The organism is Cereibacter sediminicola (assembly GCF_007668225.1).
GTDB classification, from domain to species: domain Bacteria; phylum Pseudomonadota; class Alphaproteobacteria; order Rhodobacterales; family Rhodobacteraceae; genus Cereibacter_A; species Cereibacter_A azotoformans.
In genome coordinates this window covers 186,839-206,039 of the sequence record NZ_VDEK01000001.1, presented here as the reverse complement: position 1 = coordinate 206,039, position 19,201 = coordinate 186,839, and the positions used below count along the sequence as shown (strand labels likewise).

Genomic DNA, 19,201 nt, shown 5'->3' with positions numbered 1-19,201 from the left:
CGATGAGCGCGCATGACCAGCGGCTGACGGCGGCTTCGGAGGTGGTCCCCCGGATCGGCCCGAACGCGATCCTCCAGCTCATCCCGGTGCTGGAGGGCGCCTTCGGACCGGGGGCGGCCGACCGGGCGCTCGCCGCGGCGGGCGTGCCGCGGCCGGGGCCGGACTCGGGCATGTTGCCCGAGACCCAGGTCTCGACGCTGCACCGCTGGCTGCGCGACACCCATCCGCAGGAGGCCCCGCGCCTCCTGCGGGAGGCGGGGCTGGCGACGGGGGACTACATCCTCGCGAACCGGATCCCGCCGCTGGCGCAACGGCTCATCCGCGCATTGCCCGCCTTTCTGGGCGCGCGTGTGCTGGCCACGGCCATCGCCAAACATTCCTGGACCTTCGCCGGCTCCGGCAAGTTCCGCGTCGTCTCGGGACGCCCGCTGTCATTCGAGATTGCCCGGAACCCCGTGGTCGCCGGAGAAAGCTCGAACACCCCGTTGTGCCACTGGCACGCGGCGGTGTTCGAGCGCCTCTTCTCACGCCTCGTCTGGCCGCATGTGGCCGTGCGCGAGACCGCCTGCTGCGCCACGGGCGCACCCGCCTGCCGGTTCGAGCTCCTGCCCAAGGGGCGCTGATGTTCAATCTGTCACTGGGACCCGCGGGCTATTTCCTTGCCCGACTCCCCGTCGTCATGTTTAGGTGACACACATGAGTGTCAATCTATCCTTACACCCCCGCTCCACGCCCGAGCCGCGCGCGCTGCTCGAGCTGATCCAGCCCATCACCTGGTTCCCGCCGATCTGGGCCTATCTCTGCGGCACGATCTCGGTCGGCATCTGGCCGGGCGAGAAGTGGCCGCTGGTCCTGCTGGGCATGGTCCTCGCGGGCCCGCTCGTCTGCGGCATGAGCCAGGCGGCGAACAACTGGTGCGACCGCCATGTCGACGCGGTGAACGAGCCTGACCGGCCGATCCCCTCGGGGCGCATCCCCGGCCGCTGGGGCCTTTACATCGCCATCATCATGTCGCTGGCCTCGCTCGCCGTGGGCTGGATGCTGGGCCCCTGGGGCTTTGGCGCCACGGTCTTCGGCGTGCTGGCGGCCTGGGCATATTCGGTCGAGCCGATCCGCCTCAAGCGGTCGGGCTGGTGGGGGCCGGGGCTGGTCGCCCTCTGCTACGAGGGGCTGCCCTGGTTCACGGGCGCGGCCGTTCTCTCGGCCGGGGCGCCCAACTTCTTCATCGTCTCGGTGGCGCTGCTCTATGCGTTCGGCGCGCACGGGATCATGACCCTCAACGATTTCAAGGCGCTCGAGGGTGACCGTCAGCATGGCGTCCGCTCGCTGCCGGTGATGCTCGGGCCCGAGGTCGCCGCCAAGCTGGCCTGCACCGTCATGGCGCTGGCGCAGATGCTGGTGATCGCGCTGCTCTTCATCTGGGGCAAGCCGATCCATGCGGGCATCATCAGCGCGCTGCTGATCGCCCAGTTCTTCGCGATGCGCGTGCTGTTGCGCGACCCGGCCGGCAAGTGCCCGTGGTACAACGGCACCGGCGTCACGCTCTATGTCTCGGGCATGATGGTGGCGGCCTTCGCCATCCGCGGGCTGGAGGTGCTGCCGTGACGCTGGGCTGGCTCGGCATCGTCCGGCTCGGCCTCGTGCAGATGAGCCTGGGCGGCATGGTGGTGCTGACCACCTCGACGCTCAACCGGCTGATGGTGGTCGAGCTGGCCCTGCCGGCGGTGCTGTCGGGGCTGCTGGTGGCGCTGCATTACGCGGTGCAGGTGACGCGGCCCTCCTGGGGCTACCGCTCGGACACCTGCGGCAACCGCACCCGCTGGATCGTGGGGGGCATGGCGACGCTGGCCCTCGGCGCCTTCTCGGCCGCGCTTGGCGTGGTCTGGATGCACACCGCCTTCTGGCCGGGGCTGGCCCTCTCGGTTCTCGCCTATCTGATGATCGGCCTCGGCGCGGGCATGGGCGGCACCTCGCTTCTGGCGCTGATGGCCACCTGCACCCGGCCCGAGCGGCGCGCGGCGGCGGCCACGATCACCTGGCTGATGATGATCTTCGGCATCGCCGCCACCGCGGGCATCGTGGGCGCGCTGCTCGATCCCTACACGCCCGAGCGGCTGCTGCGGCTGGTGGGCGCGGTCTGTGCGGGCGGCTTCGTTGTCACCGTCCTCGCCACCTGGCGGATCGAGCGCGGCCTGATCTCCGAGCCCGAGCCCGAACCCGCGCCGCTTCTGGTGGGGCTGCGCGAGGTCTGGGCCGAGCCGCGGGCGCGCATCTTCACCTTCTTCGTCCTGCTGTCCATGACCGCCTACTTCATGCAGGAGCTGATCCTCGAACCTTACGCGGGCCTCGTCTTCGGCCTGACGCCGGGGCAGACCACCTCGCTCTCGGGGGCGCAGAATGCGGGCGTCTTCGTCGGGATGCTGGCGGTCGGCATCGGGCAGACCGGCCTCAGGATCGGCTCGCTCCGCTCCTGGGTGGTGGCGGGCTGCCTCGGCTCGGCGCTGGCGCTGACGGGGATCGCCCTGATCGGGCAGATGCACCTGCCGCTGATCGTGCCCGCCGTCGTGCTGATGGGCCTCTTCAACGGCATGTTCGCCGTGGCGGCCATCGGCTCGATGATGCAGCTTGCCGGAGAGGGCCGTCACGCGCGCGAGGGCACCCGGATGGGGCTCTGGGGCGCGGCCCAGGCGGTCGCCGCCGGCTTTGGCGGGCTGGTGGGCGCGGCCGCGGCCGACACGCTCACGCAGTTCGCGAGCAATTCCACCGCCTATGGTCTCGTCTTCCTGTTCGAGGCCGTCCTGTTCGTCATATCGGCGCTGATGGCGCTGCGTATCCTGGAAGGCGGGCGCACTGCGCCGGCCGGCCGGCTTGTGCCTGGAGAGTGATCATGGCCTATGATGTCTTCGTAGTGGGTGGCGGCCCGTCGGGCGCCACGGCAGCCGATGAGCTGGCCCGTGCCGGCAAGCGCGTGGCGCTTCTGGACCGCGCCGGGCGGATCAAGCCCTGCGGCGGGGCCATCCCGCCCCGGCTGATCGAGGATTTCGACATCCCCGACAGCCAGATCGTGGCGCGCATCCGCACCGCGCGGATGATCTCGCCCACCGGCCGCAAGGTCGACATCCCGATCGAGGGCGGGTTCGTCGGCATGGTGGACCGTGAGCATTTCGACGAATGGCTCCGCTGCCGGGCCGCCAAGGCCGGGGCCGAGCGGCTGACCGGCACCTTCGTGCGGATCGAGCGGGACAGCTTCCACACCTGGGTCGTCTGGCGCGAGAAGGCGACGGGTGAGGAAAAGCGGTCCGAGGCCAGGTTCGTGATCGGCGCCGACGGCGCGAAGTCCGACGTGGCCCGCGCCGAGGTGCCCGGCGGCGACAAGATCCCGATGGTGATCGCCTACCATGAGATCATCAAGCCGCCGAGCAGCCCGGCCATCGACTACGACCCGACACGCTGCGACGTGATCTACGACGGCCGCGTCAGCCCCGATTTCTACGGCTGGATCTTCCCGCATGGTCAGACCGCCTCCGTCGGGATGGGGACGGGCATCCACGGGTTCGACCTCAAGGAGGCGACCGCGCTGCTGCGCAGGCAGGCCGGGCTCGACCAGTGCGAGACGATCCGCAAGGAGGGCGCGCCGATCCCGCTGCAGCCGCTCGACAAGTGGGACAATGGCAAGGACGTGGTGCTGGCGGGCGATGCGGCCGGGGTCGTCGCGCCCTCGTCGGGCGAGGGGATCTACTACGCCTTCGTCGGCGGCCAGGTTGCGGCCAAGGCCTGCCTCGCCGCGCTGAAATCGGGCCGGGCGACCGACCTGCAACTGGCGCGCAAGCTGTTCATGGCCGACCACAAGACCGTGTTCAAGGTTCTCCGCTCGATGCAGGATGCCTATTATCGCGATGACGAGCGGCGCGAGCGGTTCGTCTCGCTCTGCCACGATGTCGATGTCCAGCGCCTGACCTTCGAGTCCTACATGAACAAGAAGCTGACCAGCAAACAGCCCTGGGCCCATATCAAGATCGGGTTCAAGAACGTGATGCACCTGACGCGACTGGTGTCGCCGCAATGGACGTGAGCATGCAGGAGATGGTTCCCGCCTGGGTCGATGGCCGGCTGATGCCGGTCGAGAAGCTCGAGGCGCATCAGCGTGGCCTGCGCCACAAGGCGATCTCGGTCTTTGTCATGGCGGGCGAGTCGGTGCTGATCCAGCGCCGGGCCGCCGGCAAGTATCACACGCCGGGCCTGTGGGCGAACACCTGTTGCACCCATCCCCGCTGGGGCGAGGAGGCGGCCGATTGCGCCGTCCGCCGCCTGCGCGAAGAGCTGGGGATCACCGGCCTCGTCACGGTCTTCGCCGATCAGGTGGAATATCGCGCCGACGTCGGCTCGGGCCTGATCGAGCATGAGGTGGTGGACATCTTCGTGGCCGAGGCGCCGCAGGATCTGCCGGTGGCGCCGGACCCCGAGGAAGTGTGGGAAACCCGCTGGGTGGACCTGCACGATCTTGCCCGCGAGGTCGAGGAGCATCCCGAGCGGTTCACGCCCTGGCTGCGCATCTACCTTGCCGACCATATGGAGCGGATCTTCGGCAAGCTGCGCGTGGTGCAGTAGGCCGTTCGTGACAGGAGAGGGCGGCCGCCGCAGGGCTGGCCGCCTTTTCCATGCGCGCTTCGTGACGTGAGTGCGGCCTCAGCCCGGCGGATGCAGCCGCTCGGCGATCCAGGGCAGAAGAATCGCGGCCACGGCCGCCGCATCCTCTTCATGCGCGAGATGGCCGAGGCGCGGGATCTCGACATAGCGGCCGAAGGGCATCCGGCCGGCCGCCTCGCGCGAGATGCGGGCAGGCACCGTGCCATCCCCGGCCGCCGCGATCAGCAGTGTCGGCACGTCAATCGCCGGCAGGTGGCGCTGCAACTTGTCCAGCCGCCACTGCGCCATCATCGACAGCGTGCCGTCCACATGCACATGGTCGCCGATCAGCGTCACATACTGGCGCAGGCCCGCCTCATCGAGATCCGAGCCTGTCGCGCCGATCAGCTTGCGCACCCGGTCCTCGACCCCGAACAGCCGGGCGGCGATCGGCGGGATGAAGGGATTGAGCGCGAGGATCTTGGCGATCAACGGAAAGAGCCAGCCCGCCGTCCCCTCGAAATTGCCAAGCGCCGCGTTGATCCCCACCACGGCACGGGGCGGCGTGGGCAGGATCTCGGCCAGCCGCAGCGCGAGCGCCGCCCCGGCGGAATGGCCGATGATGACGGCGGGCCACCATTCCTCGGCCGCCGAGAGCCGCGCCATGTCCTCGGCCATCGCGTCGAGCGAGAAGCGCCGCTGTCCGGCCCTGGTGAACCCTTGGCCCGGCAGGTCCGGCGCGACGATCCGGTAGTGCGGCACCATGAGCGGCACGAGGTTGCGCCAGGAGTGGCTTGCCCCGCCCGCGCCGTGCAAGAGCAGCACGGTCGGGCCGGCGCCCTTGTCCAGCACGCACCACTGGTGCGGCGGGCAGTCGATGCGCCGCATGGACTCTCGGCCGGGCCAGTCGAGGGGCATCCGGTCGAGATCCATGATCAGTCTCCCATCGCCGCACCGATCACCGACGAGAGCCGGTGGGCGTCGGCCCTCGGCAGCGCGATGTAAGGCGCGTCGAGGGCACGGGCGAGGTTGGCCAGCGCGAGCTGCGGCCGGTTGGCCGTGTCGATCACGATGGCCGGCAGGCCTGAGGCGCGCAGCGACGCGGCGAGCTTCAGCGCATCCTCTTCGGCCTGCGCCCGGTTGGCCGAGCCGTCGAGCGCGATGTTCCCGCGCCCGTCGGTCAGAAGCGCCACCGTGGGGGTCATCCCCCGCGCGCGGGCCTGCATCCCCACCGCCAGCGCCAGCCGCAGCCCGTGCGCGAGTGGCGTGCCGCCCCCGCCGGGCAGCCCCGCCAGCCGGCGCTTGGTCTGCACGAGGCTGCGGGTCGGCGGCAGGATCAGCTCGGCGTCGCGGCCGCGGAAGGCCAGCAGCGAGACATGGTCGCGCCGCGCATAGGCCTGGCCCAGCAGCAGTTCGACCGCGCCCTTGGCCTCCGACAGGCGCGCCATTGCCGACGAGCCCGAGGCGTCCACGGCAAAGATCAGGACCCGGTCCGAGGTCTCGCGGAACCGCTTGATGCGGATATCCGAGGGGCGCACCAGAAGGATGGCATCCGATTGCTGCTGGCGGCGGCGCAGCGGCTGCCAGGGGGCTGCGGCCCGCAGCGTGCCGACCAGATCGATCCGCGCGCCGGTGCCGAGGCGGCCCATGCGCGAGGGCAGGGGGCGACCGCGGCGGTTGCCCGACTTGGCCGAGCCGGTCCCAGTGGCGCCGCGCGCCACGCGGGCCGCGCGGCCGGCGGCCAACTGCTCGAGCAGGTCCGAGGGCAGGGCGGCGCGCACCGCCTCGACCAGCATCTCCTCGGGGAAAAGCTCCTCCCCCTGCTGCTGCTCCTGCTCGGGCGGCGGCGGGGTGTCGTCGGGTTCATCCTCGGGCGGTTCCGGCTCGGGCTCGGGCGGGGCCTCTTCCGAGGCGGGCAGCGCGCGATGGGCCAGCACCAGATCGGCGGCGCGGCGCAGGTCGTCCTCTGTGATCGCCTCATGGCCTTCCCAGGCGGCCTGTGCGCGGGCCGCGGCCAGCGCCAGCGTCGGGGCCCGAAGGCTCGCGATGCCGCATTGCGCGGCGACACGGGCCAGCGTCTCGCCCGCGCGGGCCGGGGTCTTCACGCTTGCCAGACGGGCGCGGGCCGCGGCCAGACGGTCGGGGTCGATCGCGATGTCGCGCGTGTCGCCCCACTGCAGGCCGTCGATGTCGATGAACAGCCCCAGCCGGTCCACGAGGCCCAGGGGCAGAAGCTCGTCCCGCTCGGCGCCCTCGTCGAGCGCGATCAGGCAATGGCGCGGCTCGTCGAGCGCGGTGCCGATCCGGGCCGCAAGACCCGGCGTTGCGCGTTCCGCCATCGCCAGAACCAGCGCCGCGGGCTCGTCGAGGATGCCCTTTTGAACCACCGGCGCGCCGGTCGAAAGCGTCGCGGCCAGATCGAGCCCGCCGAACAGGGCATCGTCGCCGATGGTGGGATGGATGCGGCGGAGGGGCAGCGGCAGCGCGGACAGCGCCGCCGTCACCCGGTCCCGCAGCGGACAGGCCCGCGCGCGAAGCCAGAGGCCCTTGAGGCCGACCGGATCGACCGCGAGCAACGTCAGAGCCGCCTCGGCCCGTTCCCAAGGCGAAAGCGGCTCGGGGGCGGCGGGATGTGTCAGGGCAGAACCTCCGCCACGCAGCGCTCGACGCGGGTCACCGACCCTGCCTCGTCCAGCGGATCGCGCCGCAGCCGGTGCGACAGCGCCATCGTCGCGACCGAGCGCAGATGGCTGCGGCCGACCGCTTCGGCGCCTTCGAAGGCCGCCTGCGCCCGTGCCGCGCGCAGAAGCGTCAGTTCGCCCCGCAGACCGTCCGATCCCAGCGCAATGCAGAGCGCCGCGCAGTCGTGCAGCACGGTGTTCGGCGTCTTGAGCGTGGGCAGGGCCGCCCGCGCGCCAAGGATGCGGCCGCGCAGCTGCATGTCCTCGGCGCCCCATTTCGCCATGAAATTCTCATGGTCGGCGTCATAGGCGTCGCGGCGGGTGATGACCTCGACGCGGGTCTCCACGTCGCGGGGGCTGCGGACCTCGACCGACAGGCCGAAGCGGTCCAGAAGCTGCGGACGCAGCTCGCCTTCTTCGGGGTTGCCCGAGCCCACCAGCACGAAGCGGGCGGGGTGGCGGATCGAGAGTCCCTCGCGCTCGACCACGTTCTCGCCGGACTGCGCCACGTCAAGCAGCAGGTCCACGATGTGGTCCTCGAGCAGGTTGACCTCGTCGATATAGAGATAGCCGCGGTTGGCGCGGGCGAGCAGGCCGGGTTCAAAGGCCTTTTCGCCGCGGGTGAGGGCGCGCTCGATGTCCAGCGCGCCCACCACACGGTCTTCCGTCACCCCGAGCGGCAGGTCGACGACGGGCGTCGGCCGCTCGATCAGCGTGGTGGAGGAGACTTGCGCCCATCCCGGGCAATCTTCGGGCCGGGCAGAGTTCACGGGGCAGCCTTCGACCGCCTTGATCAGCGGCAGAAGCGCCGCGAGAGCACGGACGGCGGTGGACTTGCCGGTGCCGCGATCGCCGAACACCAGCACGCCGCCGATGCCCGGGTCGATCGCAGTGAGCACCATGGCCTGCTTCATCTGCTCCTGACCGACGATGGCCGAGAAGGGGAAGGGATTTTTCATTGCGTCAGGCGTTCTCTTTGCGGCCGCCCTTGCCGGGCTTGCCCTTGAAGTTCGGCTTGCCGCCCTGCGGTCTGGAAGCCACCGGGGCGGGCGCGGGTTTCGGGGCCTCGACAACCGGCGCGGGCTTGGGCGCCGCGGCGGCAGGGGCGGGTTTCGGCATCTCGACGGCGAGGGCGGTCTTTTCCGCAACCGGCGCCGGGGCAGGTTTCGGCGCTTCGACGGCCGGAGCGGGCTTTTCCACAACCGGTGCCGGAGCGGGTTTCGGGGCCTCGACGGCCGGCTTCGGAGCCACGGCCGGACGCGCGTTCAGCGCCTCGCCCACCGGGTCCTTGCCTTCCCACTTACCAATCGATCCGAGAATCTGGAAGCGGGCATAGAGCTCTTCCTTGAACCAGTTCTCGGCGCGCACCGCCTTGATGGCCTCGCCATGCGGACCGCCGGCGCCGCGGGCGAACTCTTCCATCGACGTCGAGTCGGGCCAGACCGAGAAGGTCACCTGCTGGAGGAACGGCACCTCGCCCACGCCGATCTTGAAGACCACGTCCTTGTTCTTGCCGATCATGTGCGAGATGGCGGGCTCGCGCGCCCAGAACCGCTCGGCCTTCCAGAACTTGACGGTCGCACGGGTGAGAGCGGCGATAGGCCGCACGTCCGACGAGGGCCTGACCGGCGCGAAGGGCTCCTGGCCGTCCCACTTGCCCCAGGCGCTGGTGGGCGACAGGAGCACCGTGTAGCTCTCGTCCGCCATCTTGCCCCACCGCTGGTAGAGCGGCGATTCGGCCACTTGCGCCCGCGCGGTCTCCTCGTCGGGCCAGACGGCCAGGATGCTCCAGACGTGCCAGTTCGGCTTCGGCGTGAAGCCCTGACCCGTCCCCGAGCCGAACATCTTCCAGAAACTGGCCTTCGGCAGGTAGTGCATGCCCAGTTTGTTCGCGGTCATCTGACCGAGCACCCAGAGCCGCTTTTCGAACTCGTTGAACCGGAAGATACTGAGAGTGACGGTCTGCATGTCATTCCTCCTGCAGATGGGGTGGGCGCGATCAAACACCGTTCCTTAGCGGCCCGACATTAGTCGCGAAGTCGCACCGCCCTCAAGCCGCATTGTAAACCTGACTAGACAGTCTATTGTAGGCGGCATGTTGACAGGCCCTGCAGGAGACAGACCCATGCCCTCGACCACGCATGTATCCGATGCCGACCATGCCATTGTGATCGGCTCGGGGCTCGGGGGATTGTCCGCGGCCATGCGGCTCGGGGCCAAGGGCTGGCGCGTCACCGTGGTCGACAAGCTGGACGTGCCCGGCGGGCGCGGCTCCTCGATCACGCAGGAGGGGCACCGCTTCGACCTCGGTCCGACCATCGTCACCGTCCCCCAGTCGCTGCGCGACCTGTGGGCCACCTGCGGGCGCGACTTCGATGCCGATGTCGCTCTCAAGCCGATAGATCCCTTCTACGAGGTGCGCTGGCCCGACGGGTCGAACTTCACCGTCCGGCAATCGACCGAGGCGATGAAGGCCGAGATCGCGCGCCTGTCGCCCGGCGATGTCGCGGGCTACGAGAAATTCCTCAAGGACAGCGAGAAACGCTACTGGTTCGGCTACGAGAACCTTGGCCGCCGCCCGATGCATGAGCTGTGGGAACTGATCAAGGTGTTGCCGACCTTCGCCTGGCTCAGGGCCGACAAGTCTGTCTACCAGCACGCCGCCAAGCGCGTGCAGGACGAGCGGCTGCGCATGGCGCTGTCGTTCCACCCGCTGTTCATCGGCGGCGACCCCTTCAACGTCACCTCGATGTACATCCTCGTCAGCCAGCTCGAGAAGGAATATGGCGTGCATTACGCCATCGGCGGGGTGGCCGCGATCGCGCAGGCGATGGCCAATGTGATCGAGGGGCAGGGCGGCGCCTTCCGCATGAACACCGAGGTCGATGAGATCGTCGTCGAGAACGGCGAGGCGAAGGGCGTGCGGCTCGCCTCGGGCGAGGTGCTGCGCGCGGGCCTCGTGGTCTCGAACGCCGACGCCGGGCACACCTACATGCGGCTCCTGCGCAACCACAAGCGCAAGCGGTGGACCGACGCCCATGTGAAAAGCCGCCGCTGGTCCATGGGTCTCTTCGTCTGGTATTTCGGCACCAAGGGCACGAAGGGCATGTGGTCCGACGTCGGCCACCACACGATCATCAACGCGCCGCGCTACAAGGGGCTGGTCGAGGACATCTTCATCAAGGGCAAGCTGGCCAAGGACATGAGCCTTTACATCCACCGGCCCTCGATCACCGACCCGACCGTGGCGCCCGAGGGCGACGACACCTTCTACGCCCTCTCGCCGGTGCCGCACCTGAAGCACGCCAACCCGGTGGACTGGCAGGCGATGGAAGAGCCCTACCGGCAAAGCGTGCTCGAGGTGCTGGAACAGTCGATGCCCGGCATCGGGGAACGGATCGGGCCGTCGCTGGTCTTTACGCCCGAAACCTTCCGCGACCGCTACCTCAGCCCCTGGGGCGCCGGCTTCTCGATCGAGCCGCGCATCCTGCAGTCGGCCTGGTTCCGGCCGCACAACATCTCGGAGGAGGTCAGGAACCTCTTCCTCGTCGGCGCCGGCACCCATCCAGGCGCGGGCGTGCCCGGTGTGATCGGTTCGGCCGAAGTGATGGCCAAGCTCGCCCCCGACGCGCCGCGCCTGCGTCGTGAGGCCGAACCCGCTGAAAGGCTTGCCGCAGAATGATCGCCCCCGCCGACCTCGAAGCCTGCCGCGAACTGATCCGCACCGGCTCCTACTCCTTCCACGCGGCCTCGCGCCTCTTGCCCGAGAAGGTGCGGGCGCCGTCGCTGGCCCTCTATGCCTTCTGCCGCGTCGCGGACGATGCGGTGGACGAGGCGGTGAACGAGGGCCAGCAGGAGGATGCCGAGGCCAAGCGCCGCGCCGTCCTCAGCCTGCGCGACCGGCTGGACCTGGTCTATGCCGGTCGGCCGCGCAACGCGCCGGCCGACCGTGCCTTCGCCGCCGTGGTCGAAGAGTTCGAGATGCCGCGCACCCTGCCCGAGGCGCTGCTCGAGGGGCTGGCCTGGGATGCGGTGGGCAAGTCCTACGACACCTTCTCGGGCGTGCTGGACTATTCGGCGCGGGTCGCGGCGGCGGTGGGGGCCATGATGTGCGTCCTCATGCGCGTGCGCGATCCCGATGTGCTGGCGCGGGCCTGCGATCTCGGGCTGGCGATGCAGCTGACGAACATCGCGCGCGACGTCGGCACCGACGCGCGCTCGGGGCGGATCTACCTGCCGCGCGACTGGATGGAGGAGGCGGGCCTTCCGGTCGAGGAGTTCCTCGCCAACCCCGTCGCCTGCGACCGCATCCGCGCCGTGACGCGCCGCCTGCTGCGGGCGGCGGACCGGCTCTACTACCGGTCGGAGTCGGGTGTCTGCGGCCTGCCGCTGGCCTGCCGCCCCGGCATCTACGCCGCCCGCCACATCTATGCGGCGATCGGGCGCGAGGTCGCGCGCAACGGCTATGACAGCGTGACCCGCCGCGCCTTTACCAACAAGCGGCAGAAACTGGTGTGGCTGGCCGTCTCGGCCACGCGCGCCGCTCTTACCCCGATCGGGCCCGGCTGCGCGACGCTTCATGCGGCGCCGGAGCCGGAGGTTGCCTTCCTCGTCAACGCCGCCGCCCGGGCGAAGCCGCAGCGCGGCCGGTCCGAGGCGCTGATCGCGGTCCTCGCCCAGCTCGAGGCGCAGGACAGGCAGATTGCCCGGCAGAGGATGGGGAACCGGGTCAACCCGATCTAGGTTCTCGTGCAGGTAGATCCGGAGTAACGATGATGAACATGGACTGGGCTCTTTTCCTCACCTTCCTCGCCGCCTGCGGGGCGCCCGCGACGACGGGGGCGCTGATGAAGCCCGACGAATGGTACGACAATCTGAACAAGCCCTGGTGGAACCCGCCGCGATGGGTGTTCCCGCTGGCCTGGACCTCGCTCTATTTCCTCATGAGCCTTGCGGCGATGCGGGTGGCGCAGATTGACGGCTCGGGCCAGGCGCTGGCCTTCTACGCCGCCCAGCTTGCCTTCAACACGCTCTGGACGCCGGTCTTCTTCGGGCTGAAGCGCATGTCGTCGGCGCTTGGCGTCGTGGTGGTGATGTGGTTCTTCGTGGCCGCAACCATGTGGAGCTTCTTCCAGCTCGACACCTGGGCGGGCGTGCTGTTCGTGCCCTACCTGATCTGGGCCACGGCCGCGACCGGCCTGAACCTCGAGGCGGTGCGCCTGAACTGGAGCCGCCCCGAAGCCCGGGCCTGAGGCCCGCCAGCCATCCCTTATGGGCGGCGCCTTCGGGCGCCGCCTTTTCCGTGTCTATCCCCTGCGGCGCCGGCGGTCGGCGCCCCCGCCGGTGTTGAAGATGACCTCGGGCAGCGTCACCAGCCCGCGCAGGCAGGGGAAGGGATCGACCGCATGGGGGATCGCATTCGCGTTGACGAAATGCTCCTGAAACCGCGGCTCGATCGCGGTTTCGACCTTGTGGATGCCGTGGACGAGGTCTTCGATGGCAGCCCGCGCCGCGACCGAGGCGAGCGCGATCCGTGCGCCGGTGCCCGCCGCATTGCCGGCCGAGACGACCTTGTCCAGCGGCACGTCCGGGATCATGCCCAGCACCATCGCATGTTTGGGGCTGATATGGGCGCCGAAGGCCCCGGCCAGCACCACGCGGTCCACCCGCTCGATGCCCAGCTCATCCATCAGAAGCCGCGCGCCCGCGTAAAGCGCCGACTTCGCCAGCTGGATCGCCCGGATGTCGCCCTGTGTGACCAGGATGCGGGGGCCACCCGCGGCGCTGGCGTCGTGCAGCAGCCAGGAATGGGTGCGCCCGTCGGGTTCGCAGCGCGGGCTGCCGGTCTGCTCGGCCGAGCCGATCAGGCCGCGCGCGTCCAGAAGCCCCGCCATCCGCATCTCGGCCACCGCCTCGATGATGCCCGAGCCGCAGATGCCGGTGATCGGCCCGGCCGCCTCGGCAAAGCCCGGCTCGTCCGACCAGAGGTCGCAGCCGATCACCCGGAAGCGCGGCTCCTTGGTGGCCGGGTCGATCTCGACCCGCTCGATGGCGCCCGGCGCCGCGCGCTGGCCCGAGGAAATCTGCGCCCCCTCGAAGGCGGGGCCGGTGGGCGAGGAGCAGGCCAACACGCGCGCCTCGCTGCCCAGCAGGATCTCGGCGTTGGTGCCGACATCGACGATCAGGACCATGTCGCGCGATTTCTGCGGCTCTTCCGACAGGGCGACGGCGGCGCAGTCGGCGCCGACATGGCCCGCGATGCAGGGCAGCACATAAACTCGCGCCGCGCGGTTGACAGATGACAACTCCAGATCGCGCGCATCCAGCGACAGGCTGCCGCCGGTCGCCAGCGCAAAGGGCGCCTGTCCCAGCTCCACCGGGTCGATCCCCAGCAGCAGGTGGTGCATCACCGGGTTGCAGACGAAGACCAGTTCGTAGATCGAGGCGGGCTCCACCCCCGCCTCGGCCGCGATCTCGACCGCGAGGCGGTCGATGGCCTGACGCACGGCGGCCGTCATCTCGATGTCGCCGCCGGGGTTCATCATCGCATAGCTGACGCGGCTCATCAGATCCTCGCCGAAGCGGATCTGCGGGTTCATCACCCCGGCCGAGGCCAGCACCCGCCCGTCGCCCAGATCGCACAGATGCGCGGCGATCGTGGTCGAGCCGAGGTCGATGGCCAGTCCGTAAAGCCCGCCCTCGTGGAAGCCGGGCCAGAGGTCGAGGATGCGGGGGCGCGCGTCGTGGTTGCCCTTGTGCAGCGCCACCGTCACCTTCCAGCCGCCCTTGCGCAGCGCGGGCTGCAGCCGGCGCAGGATCGCAAGGTCGGCCTCGACGCCCTCGACCCCCCACTGTTCACGAAGCGCGGATTGCAGGCGCTCGAAATCGCCCGAAGGCTCGTGCATGTCGGGCTCGGCCACCTCGACGTAGAGGGCGCGGGTGGCCGGGTCCATCGCGATCACGCGCTCGGTTGCGGACTTGCGGATGACCTGCTTGTGCACCTGGCTTTCGGGCGGCACGTCGATCACCACGTCGCCCAGGATCTGCGCCTGACAGCCGAGGCGGCGGCCGTCGATCATGCCGCGCTTGGAGCGATAGCGTTCCTCGACCGCATTCCAGGGCGAGAGCGCATCCGCCGCCACCGTCACGCCATGCTTGGCGAACTCGCCCGTGCCCGGCTGCACCTGGCATTTCGAGCAGATGCCGCGGCCGCCGCAGACCGAATCGAGGTCCACGCCCAGTTGGCGCGCCGCGGTGAGGACGGGCGTGCCGACCGGGAAGCGGCCGCGCTTGCCGGACGGCGTGAAGATGACCAGCGGATCGGACATGGAACGGGCTCCGGCGTCAGGGCGGAAGGATGGATGGGATATGGCACCGGCACGGGAACATGCGAAGGGAGCCGCGCGCACGCGGCCCCCGTTTTCGGTGGCGTAGGCCTCAGGCGCGGGCGCGCCGGCGGCCGCGACCGCCGGCGGCGGCCTGCGCGGCGCAGGCCTCGGGGAAGCTCGCCCCTTCCTTCACCGCGTCGAGGATGCGCGAGAAGCGGATCCATTCGCCGCCGTTCGCGTCGTGGTTCATCAAGAGGTTGGCGGCGCGGATCGCCTCCATCTCGACCGAGCGCACCGGGTTCATGATCGCCGAGGTCATGCCGGCGCCGATCGCCATCGGCAGGAAGGCCGCGTTCACGCCATGCCGGTTCGGCAGGCCGAACGAGACGTTCGAGGCGCCGCAGGTCGTGTTCACGCCGAGCTCATCCCGCAGGCGCCGCACCAGCGCGAAGACCTGCTGGCCCGCCGTCGCCATCGCACCCACCGGCATCACCAGCGGATCGACCACGATGTCATGGGCCGGGATCCCGAAATCGGCCGCGCGCTCGACGATCTTCTTCGCCACCGCGAAGCGCACGTCGGGATCGGGCGAGATGCCGGTATCGTCGTTCGAGATCGCCACCACCGGCACATTGTATTTTTTCACCAGCGGCAGGACCAGTTCCAGCCGCTCCTCCTCGCCGGTGACCGAGTTCAAGAGCGGGCGGCCCTCGCAGGTGGAAAGCCCCGCCTCGAGCGCGCCGGGGACCGAGCTGTCGATGCAGAGCGGCACGTCGGTGATCGCCTGGATGCGGGCCACCAGCTCCTTCATCAGCGGCGGCTCGACGAAGTTGTTGTCGGCATAGCGCGGATCCTCGGCCATCTTGTTGGTGAAGACCGCACCCGAGTTCACGTCCAGCACCATCGCCCCGCAGGCCACCTGCTCCAGCGCGTCCTTCTCGACGGTCGAGAAATCGCCGGCCTCAAGCTCGGCCGCCAGCTTCTTGCGGCCCGTGGGGTTGATCCGCTCGCCGATCACGCAGAAGGGTTCGTCGAAGCCGATGACGACGGTTTTCGTTTTGGATTCAAGAACGGTACGGGTCATGCTTCAACCTTTTCCATGTTGGCCGGGATGCCGGAGCGGCCGCCGTTCGCGGTCACCCACTCGGCGTTGGTCTTTATCCCCCCAAGCGGGAAGAAATGCACGGACTCGATGCCGAACAGGTGGTTCTTCGCCTTGTGCGCGGCGATGCCGTTCACGAAATCGGTGGGCTCGTAGGGCAGCAGGAGCTTGGTCACATCCATCGCGCGCTTCTGCAGCACCTTCATCGAGGGGCCGACGCCGCAGGCGACCGCAAACTTGATCATGGTCTGAAGCTTGGCGGGGCCGGCGATGCCGATATGGATGGGCAGGGCGATGCCTTCGGCCGCGAGGCGCTCGGCCCAGGCAATCACCGGGTCGGGCTCGAAGCAGAACTGGGTGGCGATGGCCATCTTCGCGTCGGTGCGCTCTGAAAACGCCTGCTTCCAGCGCAGCGCCTCCATCACCATCCGGTCCGAGCCGTCGGGGTCGATGTCCTTCGAGCCCTCGGGGTGGCCGGCGACATTCAGACGCTCGAACCCGTCGAAGAGGCCGGTTTCGAGGAGTTGCATCGAGGAGTGGAAGTCGCCCTGCGGCGCGCGCAGGCCACCCGCCAGGATCAGCCCCTGCGCCACGCCGGCCTCGCCGCGGTAGCGGGCGATCCAGTCCGCGAGCGTCGCGCGGTCCTTGATGATGCGCGCGGGGAAATGCGGCATCACCGGGAAGCCCTCGGCGGTCAGGCGCTTCGCCGTCGCCACCATGTCCTCGATCGGCGTGCCGTCGATATGGGCGATGTAGACGCGGGTGCCGCGGGGCAGCAGGTCGCGGAAGTCCGAGATCTTCTCGGCGGTGCGCGGCATCACCTCGATCGAATAGCCCTTGAGCAGCGCCTCGACCGGCGCGGGGGCGGAAGGGGCGGTCGCCTCGCGGCGGAGTTTGAATAGCGCCATGGCGGCCTCCTTCAGGCGGCGGGGCAGGTCAGGCCCGGCCATCGTTGTCGATCAGCGCCCGGAGGCGCGCGGAGTCGTAATCGGCTTCGAGACGTTCGGCCGTTGCGCGGGCGAGGGCCTCGGGTTCCCCCTCGGCTACGTGCGAGGCCTTGCGCCATTCGGCCATGTAGGCGTCGCTGTCCCGTGCGCCGATCTTCATGGCGCAGCGGTCGATCGCCTGCTCGAAACGCTCGGGAAGGGGCATCTTGGTACCCTTGCGGCCCCGGCCCACGATCACCTGGGCCGGAATGTCTCGCCAATAGACGATGGTCACTTCGGGCATCGACGATTCCTCTTCCTCAGCCCCGTCATACGGGGCGGAACGCCGCACCCGGCGTCGGATTTCGACATGGTGCGAGCGCGGAGCGACGCGGCCCCCTGCGCAGGCGCAGGCCGTTTCCCCAACGTCGCATTCGCGGGCGCTGGTCGCGGCGGAATGCCGTTTCCCGGACAGTCTGCGGATGTGGCCCCGCGGGGTGCCCCTGCGACGATCCGACCTTGCGGCGAGGCCCCGGCGCGCATACTCTTGACGTAACCATGAATGGAGGGCGACGATGACGCCCGAGCGTCCCAGGGGTGCGGACGCGATCCCGGCGCGCGGCGATCTGGCCGTCGGCGCAGCGGTGGAACCTTCCGTCACCCCGCCAAGCGACCGGGGGCAGCTCTATGCGGCGCTGGACCTCGGCACGAACAGTTGCCGCATGCTGATTGCCCAGCCGAAGGGCAGTCAGTTTCAGGTCGTGGATTCCTTTTCCAAGACCGTGCAGCTCGGCGTTGGGCTGGAAGCCTCCGGCCGGCTTTCGCGTGCCTCGATGGGCCGCACGATCCAGGCGCTGAGGATCTGCCAGAAGAAGATCGAGAAGCACCAGGTGCGCCGGATGCGGCTGGTGGCGACCGAGGCCTGCCGTCGGGCGCGGAACGCGCGCGACTTCATCCGCCAGATCCGGCGCGAGACGGGCCTCGCGCTCGAGATCATCGCCCCCGAGGAGGAGGCGCGCTTGGCCGTCATCTCCTGCGCGCCGCTGGTGTCGCGGCGCACCGAGCAGTTGCTGGTGGTCGATATCGGCGGCGGCTCGACCGAGCTTGTCTGGATCGACCTTTCGGCCGTCCCGCGCGAGGAGCGGCCGCGGGCGATCATGCGGCTTCATTCCAGCTTCACGCCCAAGGGCATCGGCCCCGAGGCGCGGGTGGTGGACTGGATCTCGGTGCCGCTGGGGGTGGCGACACTCAAGGACCAGTTCGGGGATGTCGAGGACGATGCCGCGCGCTTTGCCCTGATGAGCTGGTATTTCGAGGAGAATCTCGCGAGCTTCTCGCCCTACAATGCCGAGAATCCGCGCGAGGGGTTCCAGATCATCGGCACCTCCGGCACGATCACGACCGTGGCGGCCTCGTTCCTCGGACTGCGCCGCTACGACCGGACCAAGGTGGACGGGCTGCACATGACCTCGGACCAGATCGACACGGTGATCCGGGACTATCTCACCCTCGGCCCCGAGGGGCGGCGCACGGATCCCCGCATCGGGCGCGAGCGGCATTCGCTGATCATGTCGGGCGCGGCGATCCTGCAGGCCCTGATGCGGATCTGGCCCACGGACCGGCTGTCCGTGGCCGACCGCGGCCTGCGCGAGGGCCTTTTGTATGCACAGATGAGCGCCGACGGCGTTCTGGAAGACGGACCCTACAAATGACAACCAAGAACACATCGGGCCGGGGACAGCGCGAGCTGCGCGTGCGGGTGAAGACGGCGAAGGGGCGCAAGCTGTCCTCGACGCTCTGGCTCGAACGACAGCTGAACGATCCCTATGTCGTGCGCGCCAGGAAGGAGGGGTTCCGGGGGCGGGCGGCCTACAAGATCCTCGAGCTGGACGACAAGTTCGGCTTCCTCAAGCCCGGCTGCCGCGTGGTGGACCTTGGCTGCGCGCCGGGCGGCTGGTGCCAGGTTGCCGTCGAGCGGGTGAACGCGCTGGGCCAGAAGAAGAGCAAGGCGCAGGGCACGGTTCTGGGCGTCGATCTTCAGGAGGTGGAGCCGATCGCCGGGGCCGAGATCCACCAGCTCGATTTCCTGTCCGACGATGCGGACGAGAAGGTGAAGGGCTGGCTCGGCGGCCGGGCCGATGTGGTGATGAGCGACATGGCTGCGGCCGCCTCGGGCCACAAGGGCACGGACCACCTGCGCATCATCGCGCTCTGCGAGGCGGCGGCGGCCTTTGCCTTCGATGTGCTGGAAGAGGGCGGCACCTTTGTGGCCAAGGTGCTGGCCGGCGGGGCCGAGAACGAGTTGCAGGCCTTGCTGAAGAAAAATTTTACCAAGGTGGCGAACGTGAAGCCTCCGGCCAGCCGCGCGGACAGTTCGGAAAAGTTTGTCGTGGCGATGGGCTTCCGTGGCCGGTCGCGCGACGGCGCGGAGGAGGGTTGAGGCGCAGGGCACGGGACCGGGCGGCGCTGTCGGAATCTTGACGCCTGCAACGCCGGCCCCTGTTCGGGCAGTTTCAGAACGAAGAAGGGCGCCGCAAG

18 protein-coding genes are annotated in these 19,201 nt (G+C 69.5%); 10 read left to right on the top strand and 8 right to left on the bottom strand.

Translation table 11 applies throughout. The features are described 5' to 3' along the window. Window positions 1-2: 2 nt before the first annotated feature. From bchJ to idi, 5 genes are all read left to right on the top strand, one after another. The gene (gene bchJ / locus FG154_RS00960) at window positions 3-623 is read left to right on the top strand and encodes a bacteriochlorophyll 4-vinyl reductase (RefSeq protein WP_145103457.1); all 621 of its coding nucleotides are present in this window, start codon (window positions 3-5) and stop codon (window positions 621-623) included. 73 nt (window positions 624-696) lie between these two features. Next, window positions 697-1,605, top strand: a complete 909-nt coding sequence (gene chlG, locus FG154_RS00955) for a chlorophyll synthase ChlG (protein ID WP_145103454.1) — start codon at window positions 697-699, stop codon at window positions 1,603-1,605. Next, entirely contained in the window at window positions 1,602-2,885 is a 1,284-nt protein-coding gene (locus tag FG154_RS00950) for a BCD family MFS transporter (protein ID WP_145103451.1), read from the top strand. The genes chlG and FG154_RS00950 overlap by 4 nt, the downstream gene beginning before the upstream one ends. A gap of 2 nt (window positions 2,886-2,887) precedes the next feature. Continuing rightward, the gene (locus FG154_RS00945) at window positions 2,888-4,072 is read left to right on the top strand and encodes a geranylgeranyl diphosphate reductase (RefSeq protein WP_145103448.1); all 1,185 of its coding nucleotides are present in this window, start codon (window positions 2,888-2,890) and stop codon (window positions 4,070-4,072) included. A 2-nt stretch (window positions 4,073-4,074) separates the two neighbouring features. Continuing rightward, window positions 4,075-4,608 carry an isopentenyl-diphosphate Delta-isomerase gene (gene idi, locus FG154_RS00940; RefSeq protein ID WP_145103445.1) on the top strand — a complete coding sequence of 178 codons (534 nt, stop codon included), beginning with the start codon at window positions 4,075-4,077 and terminating at the stop codon, window positions 4,606-4,608. A gap of 78 nt (window positions 4,609-4,686) precedes the next feature. Here the strand turns inward: idi and bchO are convergent, their stop codons facing one another. Genes bchO through crtA form a run of 4 tightly spaced genes read right to left on the bottom strand, consistent with a single transcriptional unit; the run spans window position 4,687 to window position 9,275 of the window. Beyond that, the gene (gene bchO / locus FG154_RS00935) at window positions 4,687-5,559 is read right to left on the bottom strand and encodes an alpha/beta fold hydrolase BchO (protein WP_145103441.1); all 873 of its coding nucleotides are present in this window, start codon (window positions 5,557-5,559) and stop codon (window positions 4,687-4,689) included. A 2-nt stretch (window positions 5,560-5,561) separates the two neighbouring features. Continuing rightward, on the bottom strand, window positions 5,562-7,265 hold the full coding sequence (locus tag FG154_RS00930; RefSeq protein WP_145103641.1) for a magnesium chelatase subunit D: 1,704 nt from the start codon (window positions 7,263-7,265) through the stop codon (window positions 5,562-5,564). Next, window positions 7,262-8,266: a magnesium chelatase ATPase subunit I gene (gene bchI, locus FG154_RS00925; RefSeq protein ID WP_145103437.1), complete on the bottom strand. Its 1,005-nt coding sequence runs from the start codon at window positions 8,264-8,266 to the stop codon at window positions 7,262-7,264. Before bchI ends, FG154_RS00930 begins: the two co-directional genes overlap by 4 nt. A 4-nt stretch (window positions 8,267-8,270) precedes the next feature. Beyond that, entirely contained in the window at window positions 8,271-9,275 is a 1,005-nt protein-coding gene (crtA, locus tag FG154_RS00920) for a spheroidene monooxygenase (RefSeq protein WP_145103434.1), read from the bottom strand. A 157-nt stretch (window positions 9,276-9,432) separates the two neighbouring features. On the opposite strand from crtA, the gene FG154_RS00915 reads away from it, so the two are divergent. The 3 genes from FG154_RS00915 to tspO are packed head-to-tail and all read left to right on the top strand — an operon-like array spanning window position 9,433 to window position 12,559. Next, the gene (locus FG154_RS00915; protein ID WP_145103431.1) at window positions 9,433-10,989 is read left to right on the top strand and encodes a phytoene desaturase; all 1,557 of its coding nucleotides are present in this window, start codon (window positions 9,433-9,435) and stop codon (window positions 10,987-10,989) included. Beyond that, entirely contained in the window at window positions 10,986-12,050 is a 1,065-nt protein-coding gene (gene crtB, locus FG154_RS00910; RefSeq protein ID WP_145103428.1) for a 15-cis-phytoene synthase, read from the top strand. The genes FG154_RS00915 and crtB overlap by 4 nt, the downstream gene beginning before the upstream one ends. Window positions 12,051-12,079: 29 nt before the next feature. After that, window positions 12,080-12,559, top strand: a complete 480-nt coding sequence (gene tspO / locus FG154_RS00905; RefSeq protein ID WP_145103425.1) for a tryptophan-rich sensory protein TspO — start codon at window positions 12,080-12,082, stop codon at window positions 12,557-12,559. Window positions 12,560-12,613: 54 nt separating this feature from the next. Here the strand turns inward: tspO and FG154_RS00900 are convergent, their stop codons facing one another. The 4 genes from FG154_RS00900 to FG154_RS00885 all read right to left on the bottom strand — a co-directional run bounded on the left by FG154_RS00900 (window position 12,614) and on the right by FG154_RS00885 (window position 16,967). Then, window positions 12,614-14,635, bottom strand: a complete 2,022-nt coding sequence (locus FG154_RS00900) for an ASKHA domain-containing protein (RefSeq protein WP_145103422.1) — start codon at window positions 14,633-14,635, stop codon at window positions 12,614-12,616. A gap of 109 nt (window positions 14,636-14,744) precedes the next feature. After that, a complete protein-coding gene (locus tag FG154_RS00895; protein WP_145103420.1) occupies window positions 14,745-15,719 on the bottom strand; it encodes a methyltetrahydrofolate cobalamin methyltransferase in 975 nt (324 codons plus the stop codon). Beyond that, a complete protein-coding gene (locus tag FG154_RS00890; protein ID WP_145103417.1) occupies window positions 15,716-16,645 on the bottom strand; it encodes a methylenetetrahydrofolate reductase in 930 nt (309 codons plus the stop codon). Before FG154_RS00890 ends, FG154_RS00895 begins: the two co-directional genes overlap by 4 nt. A 28-nt stretch (window positions 16,646-16,673) precedes the next feature. Next, window positions 16,674-16,967 carry a virulence factor gene (locus FG154_RS00885; protein WP_145103414.1) on the bottom strand — a complete coding sequence of 98 codons (294 nt, stop codon included), beginning with the start codon at window positions 16,965-16,967 and terminating at the stop codon, window positions 16,674-16,676. A gap of 271 nt (window positions 16,968-17,238) precedes the next feature. Here FG154_RS00885 and FG154_RS00880 point away from each other — a divergent pair, with 271 nt between their 5' ends. Both FG154_RS00880 and FG154_RS00875 read left to right on the top strand, forming a co-directional pair. Then, complete coding sequence (locus FG154_RS00880; protein ID WP_145103411.1) at window positions 17,239-18,375, top strand: Ppx/GppA phosphatase family protein; 1,137 nt, start codon at window positions 17,239-17,241, stop codon at window positions 18,373-18,375. Beyond that, entirely contained in the window at window positions 18,372-19,103 is a 732-nt protein-coding gene (locus FG154_RS00875; RefSeq protein WP_145103408.1) for an RlmE family RNA methyltransferase, read from the top strand. The genes FG154_RS00880 and FG154_RS00875 overlap by 4 nt, the downstream gene beginning before the upstream one ends. The last annotated feature ends 98 nt before the right edge of the window (window positions 19,104-19,201 follow it).

Coding starts and splice junctions, on each gene's coding strand:
- bchJ (WP_145103457.1), top strand. CDS start 3: ATGAGCGCGCATGACCAGCGGCTGACGGCGGCTTCGGAGGTGGTCCCC.
- chlG (WP_145103454.1), top strand. CDS start 697: ATGAGTGTCAATCTATCCTTACACCCCCGCTCCACGCCCGAGCCGCGC.
- FG154_RS00945 (WP_145103448.1), top strand. CDS start 2,888: ATGGCCTATGATGTCTTCGTAGTGGGTGGCGGCCCGTCGGGCGCCACG.
- idi (WP_145103445.1), top strand. CDS start 4,075: ATGCAGGAGATGGTTCCCGCCTGGGTCGATGGCCGGCTGATGCCGGTC.
- bchO (WP_145103441.1), bottom strand. CDS start 5,559: ATGGATCTCGACCGGATGCCCCTCGACTGGCCCGGCCGAGAGTCCATG.
- bchI (WP_145103437.1), bottom strand. CDS start 8,266: ATGAAAAATCCCTTCCCCTTCTCGGCCATCGTCGGTCAGGAGCAGATG.
- crtA (WP_145103434.1), bottom strand. CDS start 9,275: ATGCAGACCGTCACTCTCAGTATCTTCCGGTTCAACGAGTTCGAAAAG.
- FG154_RS00915 (WP_145103431.1), top strand. CDS start 9,433: ATGCCCTCGACCACGCATGTATCCGATGCCGACCATGCCATTGTGATC.
- crtB (WP_145103428.1), top strand. CDS start 10,986: ATGATCGCCCCCGCCGACCTCGAAGCCTGCCGCGAACTGATCCGCACC.
- tspO (WP_145103425.1), top strand. CDS start 12,080: ATGATGAACATGGACTGGGCTCTTTTCCTCACCTTCCTCGCCGCCTGC.
- FG154_RS00900 (WP_145103422.1), bottom strand. CDS start 14,635: ATGTCCGATCCGCTGGTCATCTTCACGCCGTCCGGCAAGCGCGGCCGC.
- FG154_RS00895 (WP_145103420.1), bottom strand. CDS start 15,719: ATGACCCGTACCGTTCTTGAATCCAAAACGAAAACCGTCGTCATCGGC.
- FG154_RS00890 (WP_145103417.1), bottom strand. CDS start 16,645: ATGGCGCTATTCAAACTCCGCCGCGAGGCGACCGCCCCTTCCGCCCCC.
- FG154_RS00885 (WP_145103414.1), bottom strand. CDS start 16,967: ATGCCCGAAGTGACCATCGTCTATTGGCGAGACATTCCGGCCCAGGTG.
- FG154_RS00880 (WP_145103411.1), top strand. CDS start 17,239: ATGACGCCCGAGCGTCCCAGGGGTGCGGACGCGATCCCGGCGCGCGGC.
- FG154_RS00875 (WP_145103408.1), top strand. CDS start 18,372: ATGACAACCAAGAACACATCGGGCCGGGGACAGCGCGAGCTGCGCGTG.